Origin of the sequence: Pseudomonas mandelii, from assembly GCF_006438925.1 — a bacterium.
In the GTDB taxonomy this organism is placed as follows: domain Bacteria; phylum Pseudomonadota; class Gammaproteobacteria; order Pseudomonadales; family Pseudomonadaceae; genus Aquipseudomonas; species Aquipseudomonas mandelii_C.
On record NZ_RCZA01000004.1, the window covers coordinates 201,832 to 218,289 of the forward strand.

15 protein-coding genes and 1 pseudogene are annotated in these 16,458 nt (G+C 58.6%); 14 read left to right on the top strand and 2 right to left on the bottom strand.

Annotation, left to right across the window (positions count from 1 at the left end; all coding sequences use genetic code 11):
- The first annotated feature begins 13 nt into the window (after positions 1–13).
- From EAH74_RS10960 to EAH74_RS10970, 3 genes are all read left to right on the top strand, one after another.
- Positions 14–1,621 (top strand): bifunctional 3-(3-hydroxy-phenyl)propionate/3-hydroxycinnamic acid hydroxylase, encoded by a 1,608-nt coding sequence (locus EAH74_RS10960; RefSeq protein ID WP_140678235.1) that lies wholly within the window; start codon positions 14–16, stop codon positions 1,619–1,621.
- Positions 1,618–2,397 (top strand): 2-keto-4-pentenoate hydratase, encoded by a 780-nt coding sequence (locus EAH74_RS10965; RefSeq protein WP_140678237.1) that lies wholly within the window; start codon positions 1,618–1,620, stop codon positions 2,395–2,397. Before EAH74_RS10960 ends, EAH74_RS10965 begins: the two co-directional genes overlap by 4 nt.
- A 74-nt stretch (positions 2,398–2,471) precedes the next feature.
- Positions 2,472–3,413, top strand: coding sequence for a helix-turn-helix domain-containing protein (locus EAH74_RS10970; RefSeq protein ID WP_140678239.1), 942 nt, complete (start codon positions 2,472–2,474; stop codon positions 3,411–3,413).
- A gap of 192 nt (positions 3,414–3,605) precedes the next feature.
- Here EAH74_RS10970 and EAH74_RS10975 read toward each other — a convergent pair whose 3' ends face one another.
- Positions 3,606–4,433: an AraC family transcriptional regulator gene (locus EAH74_RS10975; RefSeq protein WP_140678241.1), complete on the bottom strand. Its 828-nt coding sequence runs from the start codon at positions 4,431–4,433 to the stop codon at positions 3,606–3,608.
- 185 nt (positions 4,434–4,618) lie between these two features.
- Here EAH74_RS10975 and EAH74_RS10980 point away from each other — a divergent pair, with 185 nt between their 5' ends.
- The 6 genes and pseudogenes from EAH74_RS10980 to EAH74_RS11005 form a co-directional block, all read left to right on the top strand.
- Positions 4,619–5,758, top strand: a complete 1,140-nt coding sequence (locus EAH74_RS10980; protein ID WP_140678243.1) for a tyramine oxidase subunit B — start codon at positions 4,619–4,621, stop codon at positions 5,756–5,758.
- Positions 5,759–5,792: 34 nt separating this feature from the next.
- A complete protein-coding gene (locus EAH74_RS10985) occupies positions 5,793–6,215 on the top strand; it encodes a RidA family protein (RefSeq protein WP_140678245.1) in 423 nt (140 codons plus the stop codon).
- A 57-nt stretch (positions 6,216–6,272) separates the two neighbouring features.
- Positions 6,273–7,565, top strand: coding sequence for an NAD(P)/FAD-dependent oxidoreductase (locus EAH74_RS10990; RefSeq protein ID WP_140678247.1), 1,293 nt, complete (start codon positions 6,273–6,275; stop codon positions 7,563–7,565).
- A 32-nt stretch (positions 7,566–7,597) separates the two neighbouring features.
- Positions 7,598–8,446 (top strand): alpha/beta fold hydrolase, encoded by an 849-nt coding sequence (locus tag EAH74_RS10995; protein WP_140678249.1) that lies wholly within the window; start codon positions 7,598–7,600, stop codon positions 8,444–8,446.
- On the top strand, positions 8,443–9,663 hold the full coding sequence (locus EAH74_RS11000; RefSeq protein WP_140678251.1) for a Bcr/CflA family multidrug efflux MFS transporter: 1,221 nt from the start codon (positions 8,443–8,445) through the stop codon (positions 9,661–9,663). The genes EAH74_RS10995 and EAH74_RS11000 overlap by 4 nt, the downstream gene beginning before the upstream one ends.
- A gap of 130 nt (positions 9,664–9,793) precedes the next feature.
- Positions 9,794–10,117 (top strand): annotated as a pseudogene (locus EAH74_RS11005) (aldehyde dehydrogenase family protein); the annotation flags it as partial.
- 75 nt (positions 10,118–10,192) lie between these two features.
- Here the strand turns inward: EAH74_RS11005 and EAH74_RS11010 are convergent.
- Entirely contained in the window at positions 10,193–11,221 is a 1,029-nt protein-coding gene (locus EAH74_RS11010) for an AraC family transcriptional regulator (protein ID WP_140678252.1), read from the bottom strand.
- A 468-nt stretch (positions 11,222–11,689) separates the two neighbouring features.
- On the opposite strand from EAH74_RS11010, the gene EAH74_RS11015 reads away from it, so the two are divergent.
- From EAH74_RS11015 to EAH74_RS11035, 5 genes are all read left to right on the top strand, one after another.
- Positions 11,690–12,181, top strand: coding sequence for a lecithin retinol acyltransferase family protein (locus EAH74_RS11015; protein ID WP_161600323.1), 492 nt, complete (start codon positions 11,690–11,692; stop codon positions 12,179–12,181).
- A gap of 346 nt (positions 12,182–12,527) precedes the next feature.
- On the top strand, positions 12,528–13,772 hold the full coding sequence (locus EAH74_RS11020) for a dienelactone hydrolase family protein (RefSeq protein WP_140678256.1): 1,245 nt from the start codon (positions 12,528–12,530) through the stop codon (positions 13,770–13,772).
- Positions 13,773–13,782: 10 nt separating this feature from the next.
- Positions 13,783–14,568 (top strand): SDR family oxidoreductase, encoded by a 786-nt coding sequence (locus tag EAH74_RS11025; protein ID WP_140678257.1) that lies wholly within the window; start codon positions 13,783–13,785, stop codon positions 14,566–14,568.
- Between the two features lie 79 nt (positions 14,569–14,647).
- Positions 14,648–15,886: a styrene monooxygenase/indole monooxygenase family protein gene (locus tag EAH74_RS11030; protein WP_140678258.1), complete on the top strand. Its 1,239-nt coding sequence runs from the start codon at positions 14,648–14,650 to the stop codon at positions 15,884–15,886.
- A gap of 25 nt (positions 15,887–15,911) precedes the next feature.
- Positions 15,912–16,454, top strand: a complete 543-nt coding sequence (locus EAH74_RS11035) for a flavin reductase family protein (protein WP_140678260.1) — start codon at positions 15,912–15,914, stop codon at positions 16,452–16,454.
- Positions 16,455–16,458: the final 4 nt, after the last annotated feature.

The window sequence follows — 16,458 nt, forward strand, 5'->3', positions numbered from 1 at the left end:
GCGGTGAATAGCGATGAAGCAGGAGAAGACCCAAGTTGTCATTGTCGGCGGCGGCCCTAACGGGATCACTGCCGCGCACTATATGGGGATGTACGGTATCGACTGCGTCGTCCTTGAACTTGCCGACGGCGTACTGCCTTACCCGCGCGCAGTGGGCATGGATGATGAAGCACTGCGCGTGTTGCAGGGGATCGGCATTGCCGAACTCGCTGTGCGCGACATGATCTGCGATGTACCGCTGCGCTATTACAATGCTCGCGGTGTGTGTTTCGCCGAGGTCAAGCCGAGTACCGCCCATTACGGCTGGCCAATGCGCAATATTTTCATGCAGCAGTTGCTGGAAGGCACGTTGCGCGAAACCCTGGAGCAGCGTACCAGCGTTGTGTTGCGCCAAGGCCATGAAATGCTCGAACTCGAGCAGGACGGGCAGGGCGTGACATTGCAGGTGCGCGATGCTCAGAGCGAGATTTATCAACTGCGGGCTGACTATGTAATCGGCGCCGATGGCGGACGCTCTACTGTGCGTAAAAAGCTCGGTATCGAGCTGTCGGGGCTGACGCATGCGCGCAAATGGGTGGTGGTCGATACGGCCAATGACACCCTCGATGCACCCTACACCGCACTGCATGCCGACCCGGAACGGCCCTTCGTGTGCATCTATCTGCCGTACCAGCAACGCCGCTGGGAGTTCATGCTCCTGGAGGGCGAAGATGAGGCGAAGATGTGTGACGAGAGCACCATTCGCGACTTGATCCGTGGGCATATCGGCAACGCGGTCGATCAGTTGAACATCATCCGCATCCGAGCCTATACCCACCACTCCCGGGTCGCGGTGCGGTTTGTCGAAGGGCGTGTGGCGCTGGTGGGCGATGCCGCGCATATTTCTCCACCCTGGGCCGGGCAGGGCCTCAATTCCGGGCTGCGGGACGTGGCCAACGTGGCCTGGAAGCTGGCGGCGATCATCCAGGGCCGTGCCTCGCACTCGATCCTCGCCAGCTACGATCAGGAGCGCCGTGGGCATGCCACCGAGCTGGTGGCCCTGGCCGACAACATGGGTGCGGTACTGGGAATGACCAACCCGCTGATGGCCGGCGTGCGCGACTGGTTGTTCCAGGCGGTGAACAGTGTCGATAACCTGCGCTCGCACCTGCTGGAGTTCAAATTCAAACCCAAGGCCACCATCACCAAGGGCTTGGTCTATCACGAGCGTGCCGAGTTGCGCGACGACGATCTGGTCGGCCAGCTGTTTGTTCAGCCGTACATCGAAGACGCCCAGGGCCAGCGTTGTCGCCTGGATGAGGTGCTTGGCAATTCCTATGCGGTGCTGGGTTATCGGGTGAACCCGAGCGAGCAACTCAGCGAGGAAATGGCCACTTATTGGGCGCGCTGGGACACTCGTTTTATTCAGGTCAATCGTTCGCGCAGTGGCATCGGACGTGGCCAGCCGTTGACGGCCTGGGACGCCATCAGCGTGGAGGACGTGGATAATCGCCTGGGTGAATGGTTCTCCAAGGTGCGTGACTGCATCGTAGTGGTGCGTCCGGACCGGTTTGTCGCCGCCATTACCACACCAGAGAGGCTTGAAGGTGTGCTGCGCAAACTGGCGGAGCAACTGTCATGAACAACGGCAATGCGCTACTGAACCGGCTACATCAGGCGACGCGCACGGTGCAAGCCATTGCGCCACTGGCCCCCGAGGCGATAGATCGGCTTGCGGGTTATGCGCTGCAGCGCGAAGCACTGGACCACCGCCAGGCCGCAGGCGAACGACTGAGCGGGTGGAAGATCGCCTTCGCCGGCAGCGCCGCGCAAAAACGCTTGGGCCTTGACGAACCGGTGTATGGCGGCCTGATGGATACCATGATCGTCGAGCCGGGTACGGCGGTGGCGTTCTCGCGGTTGATCCAGCCCAAGCTGGAGATCGAATTGGCGTTTGTGCTGGGGCGTGCCCTGGCGCCGGGGGACTACCGCGACGAGGATATTCTGGCAGCCATCGGCGACGTGGCACCCGCGTTCGAGATCGCCGACTGCCGTTGGCAGGGCTGGGATTTCGGAGTGGGCGCCTTTCTTGCCGACAACGCGGCGGCGGGGCTTTATTATCTCGGATCGCGTATCCCTTTCGATCCTGTACACCACGTCAGCGTAGCGTATCGCCTGGAGTGCGACGGCGCGCGCTGCGGTAGTGGTGATACACGCGATCGGGAGGACAGCCCGCTGGCCAATCTGTGCTGGCTGATTCGGCGTCTGTTGGCCGACGGTCAACGTGTGGAGGCTGGGCAAGTCGTGCTGTCCGGGGCGTTGTTGCCGCCGATGAATATCCAGCCCGCCACGTACAGCCTGCACATGCTTGGCATGGAACTGGCTTTGGTTTTCACGGCGGACGCCGCCCCTGTGTGAACGATAGCTGCCGTCACGGATGACTGAGTCCCTTTCAGGCCGAAAAAAAACGGGGCCACTGAGGAACGACGACCATGCTTGCTGAAGTTCGAACCTTCAATGACCCTCAACAACACGCTGGCTCCATTCAGGGCTGGCGGCAAGTGTATGACCAACTCGGCCGAGGCTGCCTGACCAGTGAGCTGCGGCAGTTGTCCTCTGACCGCTTTCAAATCTTCCAGGAAGTGCTGGACAAACGTGTGGTGCAGCGCGGCTATGCGCCGAAAGGTCGGCTTTGCGCGGCCATGTCGTTAGGCTGCGCACCGGTGGTGCAGGGGCAACAGGTGGGCACTCACAGCGTGGTGCTGTTGCGTGACGGCGAGGAGTTTGTGTTGCACGCCCCTGAAGGCATGCACTTCTTCGCGCTCAACGTCGACACGGTACGCTTCGCCAAACTGGCGGCCTTCGAATTGTCTGGCGATCAGCTCAAGCGCCTGAAGACCACGTCCCAACTCATCGCGGATGACGCGTTACTGTTGCGAATACGTCAGCGTATTCAGCCCCTGTTTCGCCACCTTTTGGAACAGACGGACGCTATCAACTTGACCGCCGAGAAAATGCTGGAGGAAGAACTGCTCAGCGCGTTCCTCGATTTGTTCAGCCACGCCACCGATGAGGTACGTTGTCGCCGCGGTAATTTCGCCGTGAGTGCTTACCTGGTGAAGCGTTGCCAGGAGTTGATCGATGCCAGTGGTGATACACCCCTGAGCATTCTCGACCTGTGCGAACACCTGCGGGTGAGTCGCCGGACCCTGCAAAACAGTTTTCAGGCGGTGACCGGGATGCGTCCGGTTGAATACCTGCGCAATCTGCGTCTCAACGCGGTGCGCCGACGCTTGATCACAACCTCTGCCTGCTCCCACAACATCGGTGAGATCGCGGTGGCGATGGGCTTTTTCCATCTGAGCCACTTCGCCGCGCATTACCGGCAATTGTTTGGCGAGTCACCGTCCGAAACGCTCAGGGCAATGCGCTAAAGACCCCATGTGCGGCTGACGCTTTCCTCCCACCCGATTTCCTTTTCCAGGCTGATATTCAAGCGCTCGTGAATTGTTGGTTTCGCTGCGCGAAGCTGGCAACTCGGCTCGCTGGATATGCCTTGCCGTATTCGAAACACAGGGAATTACCCAGGGGTGATGAAGGCGCGCGTTTGTTTTTGAAAGGGAGGGTCAGGCGTAGTTGATCCGGTCGGTGTAGGCGTTCTGGGTCATTTTGCGTTGATAGTCGCAAGGCGTTGTACTGACCAGTTTCTTGAAGTCGCGCAGGAAGTGCGATTGATCGGAAAAGCCCAGGTCGAGGGCCAGCTCCGAAAACGATACATCGTGTTGGGTATTGAGGGTGTCCAGAGCTGCCTGGCAGCGGATGATTCGGCAAAAGGTCTTGGGTGACATGCCGGTGTCCTGGCTGAACTGTCGGTGCAGCGTGCGACTGGTGTACCCGCTGAGTTCTTCCAGTTGCTGAATACGAATATCACCGCGGTGGCGCATTGCCTGCTGAATGACCATGGCCGTGAGTGCTGACGTTCTACCCATCAGGCGGGGGGCGAGGTAGTCGTTGAACAGCCGCATCTGATCGCCCAGCAGCGGTGCTTGAACGATATTTTCGAAGATGCGCTGGGCGAACCCCGAGACCTCCAGCAGGTCGAGTTCCCGTTCGGTCAATTCTTCGGCCAGCACATTGATAAATCCGGGAATGACGCCCGGTGAAAAGCGCACGCCGAAGTAGTGATGGTTCTGGTGTAACTCGACCGCTTGGGCAGCCAGCGGCGTGCCACAGATCCGGGCGGTAGGGCGTGTTGCATCACAGTCGAAAACAATATCCACGCAACCGTCCGGCACGGCCAGCAGGTTGGCTGATTGAGCCACATCGAAGGCATAGAAATGCGAGATCGCCGGGTGTTCGGAGGGCATGACCGAATACCGTGAAGAGTTGAGCACGAACCAGGGCTGTTCGTTCGCAGTGTGGTGCCTGGGAGGCGGCGCGCACTGTTTGATCATGGTTGCACCTTCGATGAGCAGCGATACGGAAGTTTTAACGCATTAATCACGCCAACTATTGCGCGCCGGCCAATCGGGCATGTCCGAAATTTACAATACCGCCGAAAAACGCGCCCTGATACTCGAGGTCGACAGCGTGGAGCTGCGCCTACCGCAGCGATATCACCTTCAGCCCGAGAACAACTATGTCTACAAATACAAAAATCGACTTCATCTACCTCTCCGAGCAGGACATGATCCGCGCGGGCGTGACTGACATGCTGGCGTGCGTTAACACCATGGAGGAGATGTTCGGCCTGCTCTATGCCGGTGACTATCGCATGGCCGGTCCGAACAATGACTCCCACGGCGCGATGGTGATCTTCCCGCAGGATTCACCCTTCCCGAACATGCCCAAGCCCACGGCTGACCGACGCATGATGGCCATGCCTGCCTACCTGGGCGGCAGCTTTTGCACCGCAGGCGTGAAATGGTACGGCTCCAATATCGCCAACCGCGAAAAAGGCCTGCCGCGCTCGATTCTGATGTTTACCTTGAACGACCCCGACACAGGCGCACCGCTGGCCCATATGTCGGCCAACCTGCTGTCCGCGTACCGCACCGGTGCGATTCCCGGCGTGGGCGCGCGCCATTTGGCACGCAAGGACTCGAAAGTCGTCGGCCTGCTCGGCCCGGGTGTGATGGGCAAGACCACGCTGGCGGCATTCATCGCGGTATGCCCGCATATCGACACACTGAAGATCAAAGGTCGTGGCCAGAAGAGCCTCGATAACTTTATCGCCTGGGTCAAGGAAACCTATCCGCAGATAACCACGATCGAAGTGGTCGACACCCTTGAAGCGGTGGTCCGCGACTCCGACCTTGTTACTTATTGTAGCTCCGGTGAGGTGGGCGATCCCACGACCTACCCAATTGTGAAGCGCGAATGGGTCAAGCCAGGTGCCTTCCTGGCGATGCCTGCCTCCTGCTCCCTTGACGACGGGATGGAACAGCGCGACGTACGCAAGGTGCTGGACAACACCGGTCTCTACCAAGCCTGGTTTGAAGAACTGCCCAAGCCTGCGCATCACTGCGTGCCGGTGATTGGCGTGCGCTTCATGGACATGATTGCCGAAGGCAAGATGCAGCTCGATGAAGTTGAGGACATCGGCAAGATCATTGCCGGCGCCGCGCCAGGCCGTAGGGACGATGAAGAAATCATCATCATGTCGGTGGGGGGCATGCCCGTGGAAGACGTGGCCTGGGGCACGGTGGTGTACCGCAACGCCATCGAAAAAGGCATCGGCGTCACCTTGAACCTGTGGGAAACCCCGGTTCTGCGTTAAGCCATCCATCACTTATTTTGAAGAGGCATTCCACATGACAAAAATCATCAAGCTCAAGACCGGTTCCCCGTTTGAAGATCAGGCCAGCTATTCGCGCCTGGTTGTCGTGGACGACTGGATCTATGTGTCCAACACCGCAGGCCGCAACCCGCAGACCAAGCTGATTCCGGAAGATATCCTCGAGCAGACGCATCAGGTGTTTGCCAACATCGAGGCGGCCCTGGCGGCGGTCGATGCGAGCCTGGCGGACGTGGTGTGTTCGCGGGTGTTCATCCAGGACCCCAAGGACGTCCCGGCCGTGATGGCCCTGATCGGCGAAAAGTTTCGCGGCGTTGACCCGGCCAGCACCGTCACCTGTCCGCCCTTGGGGTCGACGGTCTACAAGGTTGAGCTGGAAGTGACGGCGTATCGCAATGCGTCGAAGGCGCAAGTTGAAGTCATTCGACTGTCGCAGTAACTGTCACGCGGCCACGCGTAGGCGTGGCTTACTTCATTCGCTTACCGAGTCTTGATCATGGCACCCACAATAGCGCCCGTGAAAACGTCTACCGTGTTTCCCTCCGCAACCTCTGTCGTCATCATTGGCGGCGGGATTATCGGCCTGACTGCTGCGTTGACATTGGCCGAACGCAATATCTCGGTGGTGGTGCTGGAAAAAGGCCATATCGCCGGTGAGCAGTCGTCACGCAACCTGGGCTGGGTACGCAAGACCAGCCGCCATGCGGCCGATATCCCCCTGGCCCTCGCCGCGGACCGCTTGTGGGCGAAGATGCCTGAGCGGGTAGGGGCGGATGTCGGGTATCGCCAGGAGGGCATCATGTTCGTGGGCCGAACCCCATCGCAGATGGCGATGCATGAGGGATGGCTAAAGTCGGTGGAGCATTTGTCACTGGATTCACGGCTGCTCAGCAAACGCGAAATTGGCGCGCTGGTGCCAGGCGGCGTGGGTGACTGGGCCGGCGGCATCTTTACGCCATCCGATGCGCGTGCCGAACCGACGCTGGCAAGCAGCGCTATCGCCACGGCAGCCCTGGACATGGGGGTGGTGATTATCGAGCAGTGCGCGGTGCGGACGCTGCAGATGTCCGCCGGTGTGGTCAGTGGCGTGGTCACGGAGAGAGGTGAGATTCGCTGTGATCATGTGCTGCTAGCAGGGGGGATGTGGTCACGGCGCTTTCTGGGCAACCTCGGTGTGTCGTTGCCGACCTTGCCCTTGACTTGCTCGGTGCTGCGTACCCATCCAATGGAGGGGCCGACGGACATTGCTGTCGGCGCACCTGACTTTTCGTTTCGCAAGCATAGGGACGGCGGCTTCATCATTACCCAGCGCGGCAAACTGGATGCCTTCCTGACACTCGATCACTTGTTGCTCGCCAAGCAATATATGCCGCAGTTCCGTGCGCAACGTAGCGTTCTGAACGTGTCGTTGGGCAAACCTTTTTTCAATGACCTGGCGCTTGCCCGGCGTTGGAAATCCGACAGCGTCAGCCCGTTCGAGCGCGTCAGGGTTCAGGACCCGGCCGCCAACCCGCGGCTCAATAACGACGCGATGAACAACCTCATGGCGGCCTGGCCGGTGTTTGAACAGGCGCGGATCGCCCAGGCCTGGGCAGGCACTATCGACGTCACGCCGGATTCGAATCCGGTCATAGGGCCGGTCGCGCAGATACCGGGGCTGACCGTGGCCACCGGATTCTCGGGGCACGGTTTCGGCACCTCGCCGGCTGCAGGCCACCTCGCGGCGGATCTCGTCAGCGGCCATGCGCCGATCATTGATCCAAGCCCTTATCGGTTCGATCGTTTCTAGGTCGACTGGCGCCATGCACTAAGGAAAAACCGATGTCATCTGAAAGCTGTTTCTTCACCAACCGCTCAGGCTTGCGCCTGCACTTTTTGCGCTGGGGTGAATCGACCGGCGTGCCCCTGGTGCTATTGCATGGCTTGCGGGCCTATGCACAAACCTGGGAATCGCTGGTGCAATCTCTGGGTGCGGACTACTGCATCTATGCCCTGGACCAGCGCGGTCGAGGACTGAGTGACTGGGCCTCGCCCGGCAGCTACCACACGCAGTCGTATGTCGAGGACCTCGAGGACTTTGCCACCCATGTTGGCTTGTCGCGTTTTGTATTGCTGGGGCACTCATTAGGGGGCGCCAACGCCCTTGAATATGCGCGGCAAAATCCGCGACGGTTGATTGGCTTGATGATTGAGGACATCGGTCCCGGCTCTTCAAGCCAGGGCGATGGTGCCGCGCGCATTCGCCGCGAGATGAGCCAGACGCCCTTGCAGTTCGATAGCTGGGAGGCGGCCCGCGCATTCTGGCAGGCTTCGCGCCCGGGCTTGTCGGAACAGGGCCTGGCGTCAAGGCTCGCTCATTCGATGAAAGAGAGCGAGGGCGTGATCACCTGGCGCCATGATCAACAGGGTATTGCCGAGGCACGCCTGAGTATCGAGCCGACAGACCTGTGGCCGGCGGTGCGCGCGCTGAATTGCCCGACCCTGTTCATTCGCGGCGGCCGCTCGGACTTTCTGCCGCCCTCGACGCTGCAGGCGATGAGCGCCAGCAACCCGCACGTGCGGACGGTGGAGGTCGCAGGTGCCAGTCACTATGTACACGATGATCAAGGCGAGGTGTTCAACGCACTGGTCGCAGGCTTTCTCAAAAGCCTTGAGCTCCCGGGCCAATGAAACCCACGACACGTCTGATCGCACTGCTGGCATCGCTGACGGCCTTTGTGCCGTTTTCCATCGATACCTACCTGCCCAGCCTGCCGCAGATCGCCAATGACCTGTCGAGCAGCACAGCCCAGGTGCAACACACGATCAGTGCCTTTCTCGCTGGGTTGTGCCTGGGCATGCTGTTCTATGGGCCACTGTCGGACGGCTATGGGCGTCGCCCACTGTTGCTGGGCAGTCTCGTGCTCTATGGCCTGGCAACCCTTGGCTGCCTGTTTGCCGGCAGCATCGAACAACTGACTGCATGGCGATTTCTCCAGGCCCTTGGCGGGGCCGGCGCACTGGTCCTGGCGAGGGCCGTCGCCAGAGACCTGTTCGGTCTGGCACAAGCGGCCAAGGTGCTGTCCTGGATGCATCTGCTGACGATGATGGCGACGTTGGTCGCGCCAATGATCGGTACCTGGCTGGTGCTGATCGACGGCTGGCGCACCATATTCGCCGCGTTGTTCATCCTGTGCGGGCTGTGCCTGCTGATGGTGAGCGCGGGATTGAACGAGAGCCTGCCGACGCAGGCGCGCGGCACCTCGCTCAAGGGGGCGTTCGCGGCTTACCTGGGCATCGTCCGACAACCTCGGGCGGTGGCGCTGATCCTGTGCATGGCACTGGCCTTTGGCGGCATGTTCGCTTTCATCACCGCCTCACCCTTTGTGTACGTCGTGTACTTCGGTGTCTCGCCGCGTGCCTTCAGTTGGCTGTTCGGCCTGAACATTCTAGGCATCATCGTGGTGACCTTTATCAATGCCCGTTGGGTCACTCGCTTCGGGCCACAGCGCATGCTGGGAGTGGGCGCCGTGCTAGCAGGCGTCGCAGGGCTGGCGCTGATGGTGGCGGGGTATACGCAGTGGGGCGGGCTGACGAGCATTGTGCTTTGCATGGTGCTGTACATGGGCGTCACGGGCTTGCTGGGAGCCAATTGCACGGCGAGCCTGATGAGTATGTTCCCGGGGCAGGCAGGGGCGAGTGTCGCCCTGGGTATTTCGGTGCAATTCGCCACCGGGGCGCTGGCCAGTCTATGGGTCAGTCGCCTGGCCGATGGCACCCCATGGCCCATGTGCCTGGTGGTGGGAAGCTGTGGGCTTGGCTGCCTGGTTGCGTACGGCATCGCCACCCGAGTGCCTGTCAGCTCCGTTGCTGCGCGGGATGACATAAGCGCGTCGTTTCAACCTTAACGCGGTGGGTTTTAGACGACTGCTCGCCGGACAGGGCCGTGTAGCAGGCTGTTTTCGCAGCCAGTCCACTGAGTGTTGTTGCCGGGGGATTCCCGATCTGCATCATGTTTCGGTAACGCCGGCCTTGCTGGTGCTCATTCTCGGTGACATGGTGAACAACGGTCAGGTCTGTGCAGCGGCTTCGCGCTTCTACATGTATTGCTCGATCTACGACAAGCTTGTCGAAGACCTCACGGCGGCGGTATCGGCCATGCCGATCGGTGCGGGCATGAACTGCGACGCAGCGATCAACTCGCTGGTGTCGCGCAAGCAACAACAAAGCGTGCTCAAGCACATCGAACTGGCTCGTCAGAAAGCTGCGCGCGTGGTATCGGGCGGCGAGTTGCTGGAAGACGAGGGTTTTTATGTGCAACCGACGATTCTGGCCGATATTGGTCCGGTGCTAGGCGTCGTGATCCAGTATGTGGCGTATTGTGTGGCGGAACCGAGCCGAGGCAGATTCGCATATCGCGAACTGCAATACTTGATATCAGCTTCGGAATCTGAGCGTCGTTGAAGGTGCCTCGCCAAAACGTTTTTTATATTCCTGAGCAAACCGTCCCAGATGGGCAAAGCCCCATTTGAATGCGATATCGGTTACCGAAGCATCATGGCTATGATTGCTCAATTCAAGATGCACTTGCTCCAATCGCAAATTGCGCAGATAGGCCATAGGCGTGGTGTCGCAAAAATCGCGGAAGCCGGCAAACAGTGTGCGAACGCTGACCCCCGCGTGCTCGGCCAACTGCTCGATGCTCAGCGGTTCATGCGCATGGGCCCGCATATACTCCTCAGTCCTTTTGACGAAATAGGGCAAGAGTGCTTTTGGTCTACTGGCACACTCCAGTTGATCTCGCAGATTGTTGGGTTGGCCATAGACCAATGCATTGATCAGGACTGACTCGAACTGTTTGAGCACCAGGGCATGGTGGAGCGGATGTTCGTCCGATGTAATAGCCTCGGCCAGTATGGCAATCAGCTGAAGGAAATAGCTTCCGCTTGGGGTGGTCAGATCGAGTGCCGGATGAAACTCCAGCGGTCTGTCCATCACATGTCCAAGGTGTTGAGCACAATGGTACTCAACCTCGTTTCGTTCGATTCGAAGTGCCAGTTGGGGCGCATTGGCGTCCCAGCACATAGATAACGGCAGGTTGGGTGAAATCAACGAGGCTTTATCGGGTGTGGAGATAAAGTCGTGCCCGCCACAAATGATGCGTGCCTTTCCGCTGATGGGCACCTGGATCAAAAAGAAATCTTCAAGCCGACCGGGATCGATGTTTACCTGGGCGCCATATTCCAGTCGGTTCAGGGACAAGTGCCCACGACTGACATGGTGCATCCGCGCGCTGATGCGGTCGGTTTCCTGGATACAGCGCAGTTCGTGCTTCTTGAAGACGCTGCTAACTCCGTCACGAATGGCATCCAGTTCATTGAGCAGAAATAACTGGTTTTTAGGGGTGAACAGCGAAGCTCTGTCAAAGAGACTGCCGCAACTCTGCGGAATGAGATTCAGGCCCATGGTCGCCTCACTTGCATGCACGGTTTCAAGGCATGGCACACAGTAGTGTTACCGAGGTTTTGCAGGATAAGGATAGTCGCTGCGTTAACCGGATAACCTGTAAGCATGTCCGTTTCTTTATGTGCCCTCACCGGGGCTTTCTACCTACTCAAGCAATGGGCATGCCAGACAGCTTTAAGGGTGTGTGGGGCTGCGAAGCATGATTCATTGGTTCCTAGGATCCCCCCGTAAACAATAGGCGTCCAACGTTATTAACCTGGGCTGTGTGGCGTTTTTGAGGGAGGAAAAGGCAAGGTATTCGAGTCAGTTGCGAATCAGAAATGTTTCTGCATGCCATGGACAGGTTTAGCGCCCAGCGGATAGTCCCGCTTGGTGCAGATGTTCAATATCGTTCCAACGCTTCTGAATTCACTGAGGTGGGAGTGCCAACCAGAGCACTCATCCACATGCCCAGTAAGGCGGAACATGATGAACATCTCCGATAAATCCGCTCCAGTAGAGGAACTCTGTACCAGCCAATGGCATGACTGGGACTGGGAAGCTGAGTCAGAGGTCGCTATTGGGAGCCACCTCATCACCTCCCGAAACGGCTACTACCATCATGGGATCTACCTCGGTGAGTACAAAGTCGTTCACTACTCAGGGCTGTGTGCAGGTTTGCACGCAGGACCTGTAGAAACTCTGACACTGCAGCGATTTGTCTCCGGGCAACGGCTCTGGGTCAAGAGTACTCAGCAAGTCAGATTTGAACGACAAGAAATCATCCGACGAGCGCTTTCTCGGGTGGGTGAAAATCAATACCGGCTGCTGACCAACAACTGCGAACACTTCTGCAACTGGTGCCTTTACGGCGAGAGTCGCAGTGACCAGGTTCGCAACTATGCGGCTCATCCTTTCGCGGTGCTACGACTGCTTCTGCAGGCCCTGCCTGGACTGCTTCATCGAGCCGCCACCGCTTAGTGTTTCGCGTTTACCTTCCAGATCGATTGTGCTGCACGGGGTTTATTCGCCTCCCGTCCTGGTCACCCCCAGGTTTTCTTTTTTGCTCGTCGGGCATTGTGGCGAGAGAGAGGTGCGGCAGCCACATCACCGCTCAGTTCTCCTTCAAAACTGTTGGTTGATGAAGTTAGCGGATGGCGTCTGCGCTTTCTGGCCGCTCCCAAAGCTTTGTTTCATTTTGCGCGTCGGACTTTGCTCTACGTAACTTCCTGCATACCACGGACAGGCATCGCATTCAGCGGATAGTCGGCACCGCTGAAGGTGCCCAATATCATCTCCAACGTTCCTGAACCATTGGAGACTCGATATGAAAGGCCAGTATGTCAGCGTGCCGGTTGCGTCCGGCAGTCACTTCCAGGCTTACCTGGCGACCTCTGTCGATGGTCGCGGGCCGGGCGTGGTGCTCTGTCAGGAAATCTTTGGCGTTAACCAGGCTATGCGTGAAGTCGCCGACCTGTTGGCCGAGGAAGGGTACACCGTGCTGGTGCCGGACCTTTACTGGCGCCAGGAGCCTGGTGTCGAGTTAGGTTATACCGAGGCAGACTTTGGTCGTGCCTATGAGCTCTACCAGGGTTTCGACGAGGCACTTGGCATTGATGACATTCGCGCCAGTCTGAATGCCTTGGAGACCTTACCTCAATGTAAACCGGGTGACCTGGGTGTTGTCGGCTACTGCCTGGGCGGCAAGTTGGCTTACCTGGCGGCCTGCCGGTTGCCTGAGGTGGCTTGTGCCGTCGGTTACTACGGCGTGGGTATTGAAAACGCCTTGTCGGAAGCTGAAGGACTGCAGGGTCGTCTGGTGCTCCATATGGCCGAACAGGATCAGTTCTGCCCCGCCGAAGCTCGGTCCGCGATCCAGAAGGTCCTGCACGATAAGCCAGGCGTCGAACTCTACGTTTACCCAGGGGTTGATCACGCCTTTGCTCGCCCAAACGGTCATCACTATCACAAACCGTCGGCACTGTTGGCTCACGAACGGACTGTTGCTGCATTGCGTCGGGTTCTAGGACCAGACTACAACCTTTCTGATCTCTGGGATGAGCACGTGCGTCACGAGTTCGATACCCGGGACGTACCTGCGACCATGGCCACTATGGTCGCCGAGCCTTACGTCAATCACATCCCGACCATGACGGGTGGCGTGGGTGCAAAAGAGTTGAGCCGCTTCTACCAGCATCACTTCGTCCATGGCAATCCCAAGGACATGGCGCTGACACCACTGTCACGCACGGTGGGTGCGTCACAGATCGTTGATGAATTCATCATGAGCTTTACCCATGACTCGGAGATCGACTGGATGCTTCCCGGAGTAGCACCGACCGGGCGCCATGTCGAGATCCCGATGCTGGGCGTAGTCAAGTTTCGCGGTCCCAAGCTTTATCACGAACATATCTACTGGGATCAGGCCAGCGTGCTGGTTCAGATCGGCCTGCTTGACCCGACAGGGCTGCCAGTGGCGGGTGTGGTGACGGCGCAAAAACTGCTCGATGAAACGCTGCCTTCCAATACGTTGATGCCGAGTTGGGCCTCCAGCGCCGACAAGCCGGTTTAAGGAGATAACCATGTCTCATCTACAGAATAAGGTCGCCGTGATTAGTGGCGGCGCGACCCTGATTGGCTCCGCCGTGGCTCGAGCGTTGATGGACGCAGGGGCTAGCGTTGCGCTGTTTGATATCGATCGTGAAGCGGGTCTCAAGGCGGCGGTCGAGCTCGGTGAGCGAGCTGCATTTTTTCACCTCGATGTGACGGATGACGAACTTATTGCGCATGCGGTCGAAGAGGTGCGTGCACGTTTCGGCGGCGTCGACCTACTGATCAATCTGGCCTGCACTTACAGCGACCAAGGCTTTTCCTCAAGCCGCCAGGATTGGTTACACGCACTTGATGTGAATCTGGTTTCTGCAGTGGCTTTGACTCAAGCGGTGCATCAGGACCTCAAGGCGCGACGTGGTGCAATTGTGAATTTTGCTTCTATCTCGGCCAAGTGCGCCCAGACAGGGCGCTGGCTTTATCCGGTCTCGAAGGCCGCCATGGTGCAGCTGACTCGCTGCATGGCCATGGACTTGGCCGCTGACGGTATCCGCGTCAATTCGGTATCGCCTGGTTGGACCTGGTCGCGAGTGATCGCCGAAGTCAGTGGCGGTAACCGTGAAAAGGCTGATGCAGTCGCCGCTTCTTATCACCTGTTGGGGCGCCTGGGAGAACCTTGCGAGGTGGCCAGCGTGGTGGCGTTCTTGTGTTCACCCGCCGCCAGCTTCGTGACGGGCGCGGATTACGCCGTCGATGGAGGCTACTCGGTCATGGGGCCGGAACAGAACCTGCCGGCGATACCACGGCTTGCCGAATAAGACAGAACCCTAACAAGAAACCTAGTTCGGCGACTGCCGAATGCTGCACCTGTAACCGTCGATAACCAGGAGAATAACAATGCGTCGAATCGCCATCGTCGGAGCCGGCCAAGCCGGCCTGCAACTCGCTCTAGGCCTGCTCGCCAAGGGCTACCACGTGACCCTGACCACTAATCGCAATGGCGAGGACATTCGCAACGGCAAAGTGATGTCCAGCCAATGCATGTTCAACGCCGCGCTGCAAAGTGAGCGTGATCTGGGGCTGAACTTCTGGGAAGACCAATGCCCGGCTGTTGAAGGTATTGGCCTGGCAGTGCCTAACCCAGAGAACCCGAATGAGCCACTGTTCAGCTGGAGTACTCGACTGGATCGCTATGCTCAATCGGTCGATCAGCGCCTGAAAATGCCGGTATGGCTGAACGAGGTCGCGAAGCGTGGCGGCGAGGTCATTATCCAGGATGTAGGTGTGGCCGAACTGGAGCAATTGTCGACGAGCCATGACCTTGTACTGCTTGCTGCGGGTAAAGGTGAGATCGTCAATCTGTTCGAAAAAGATGCCGAACGGACTCAGTTTCAGCAACCACAACGGGCGCTGTCATTGACCTATGTGAAGGGCATGACACCGATGTCGCCGTTTTCCCGAGTCAGTTTCAACTTGATTCCAGGTGTAGGCGAATACTTTGTGTTCCCTTGCCTGACGACTACCGGACCTTGCGAAATCATGGTCTTCGAAGGAATTCCGGGCGGGCCGATGGACTGCTGGCAGGGGATTACATCTGCCGAGCAACATCTCGAAAAAAGTCTTGAACTTATCAATCGTTACGTTCCTTGGGAAGCCGAACGCTGTCGCTCCGTGGAAATGACTGATGACAAGGGTTTCTTGTCCGGCAGATTCACGCCGATGGTACGCAAACCGGTATTGACGCTGCCATCTGGCCGCAAGGTCTTTGGCATGGCCGATGCTCTTGTAGTCAATGACCCGATTACCGGCCAAGGTTCGAACAATGCGGCCAAGTGCAGCAAGGTTTACCTGGATGCGATTATCGCTCGTGGCGCGCAAGACTTTGGCCCTGACTGGATGCACGACACGTTCGAGCAGTACTGGAGCTATGCGCAGCATGTGGTCAAGTGGACCAACACCATGCTGACGCCACCACCTCAACACCTGCTTGAACTGCTCGGTGCCGCCAGCCAGTCAAAACCTCTGGCATCGGCTATCGCCAATGGCTTCGATGATCCACGCAACTTTGCACCTTGGTGGTTCGACGCCCAGTCTTGCCAAGCCTTTATTCAGGAAAAGACTCGTCAGGCCGCTTGAGCCGCCATCGAGCCAGGAGTTCATCATGAATGCATTTACCGCAGAATCCATCCAGCATGATTTGGTCAACGCGCAGGACTGCGATCCGCGCGAACTGCGCAATCTGCTCGGGCAGTTTGCCACTGGGGTGACCGTAATCACTACGCGCACGACCGATGGACGCAATGTTGGCATGACTGCCAACTCCTTTTCGTCGGTTTCACTCGATCCGCCACTGGTGCTTTGGAGTATTGCGCGCAACGCGCCGAGTCTGCCGGACTACCTGTCGTGCGAGCATTTTGCGATCAACGTCCTGGGCGCAGATCAGCACGATATTTCCGGACGTTTTGCACGACCTGCGCCAGACAAGTTTTCGGGTGTGGCCTTCAAGGCCGGAGAGTCCGGGGTGCCTCTGCTCGATGGCGTGATTGCCACGTTGGTCTGCCGCAATGTCACTCAGTATGAGGGCGGTGACCATTTGATATTCCTTGGACAAATCGAACACTACCGCCACGGCGCAGGGGAGCCGCTGGTGTTCCACGGCGGGCAGTATCGAGTGGCTGCGCACCATCCTGGGTTGAGTCGATAAGTCA

Excerpts from the sequence above, each read along its gene's own strand:
- EAH74_RS10965 (WP_140678237.1), top strand. The coding sequence starts at position 1,618 with ATGAACAACGGCAATGCGCTACTGAACCGGCTACATCAGGCGACGCGC.
- EAH74_RS10970 (WP_140678239.1), top strand. The coding sequence starts at position 2,472 with ATGCTTGCTGAAGTTCGAACCTTCAATGACCCTCAACAACACGCTGGC.
- EAH74_RS11015 (WP_161600323.1), top strand. The coding sequence starts at position 11,690 with ATGAACATCTCCGATAAATCCGCTCCAGTAGAGGAACTCTGTACCAGC.
- EAH74_RS11010 (WP_140678252.1), bottom strand. The coding sequence starts at position 11,221 with ATGGGCCTGAATCTCATTCCGCAGAGTTGCGGCAGTCTCTTTGACAGA.
- EAH74_RS10985 (WP_140678245.1), top strand. The coding sequence starts at position 5,793 with ATGACAAAAATCATCAAGCTCAAGACCGGTTCCCCGTTTGAAGATCAG.
- EAH74_RS11020 (WP_140678256.1), top strand. The coding sequence starts at position 12,528 with ATGAAAGGCCAGTATGTCAGCGTGCCGGTTGCGTCCGGCAGTCACTTC.
- EAH74_RS11035 (WP_140678260.1), top strand. The coding sequence starts at position 15,912 with ATGAATGCATTTACCGCAGAATCCATCCAGCATGATTTGGTCAACGCG.
- EAH74_RS11025 (WP_140678257.1), top strand. The coding sequence starts at position 13,783 with ATGTCTCATCTACAGAATAAGGTCGCCGTGATTAGTGGCGGCGCGACC.
- EAH74_RS10995 (WP_140678249.1), top strand. The coding sequence starts at position 7,598 with ATGTCATCTGAAAGCTGTTTCTTCACCAACCGCTCAGGCTTGCGCCTG.
- EAH74_RS10975 (WP_140678241.1), bottom strand. The coding sequence starts at position 4,433 with ATGATCAAACAGTGCGCGCCGCCTCCCAGGCACCACACTGCGAACGAA.
- EAH74_RS11030 (WP_140678258.1), top strand. The coding sequence starts at position 14,648 with ATGCGTCGAATCGCCATCGTCGGAGCCGGCCAAGCCGGCCTGCAACTC.
- EAH74_RS10980 (WP_140678243.1), top strand. The coding sequence starts at position 4,619 with ATGTCTACAAATACAAAAATCGACTTCATCTACCTCTCCGAGCAGGAC.
- EAH74_RS11000 (WP_140678251.1), top strand. The coding sequence starts at position 8,443 with ATGAAACCCACGACACGTCTGATCGCACTGCTGGCATCGCTGACGGCC.
- EAH74_RS10960 (WP_140678235.1), top strand. The coding sequence starts at position 14 with ATGAAGCAGGAGAAGACCCAAGTTGTCATTGTCGGCGGCGGCCCTAAC.
- EAH74_RS10990 (WP_140678247.1), top strand. The coding sequence starts at position 6,273 with ATGGCACCCACAATAGCGCCCGTGAAAACGTCTACCGTGTTTCCCTCC.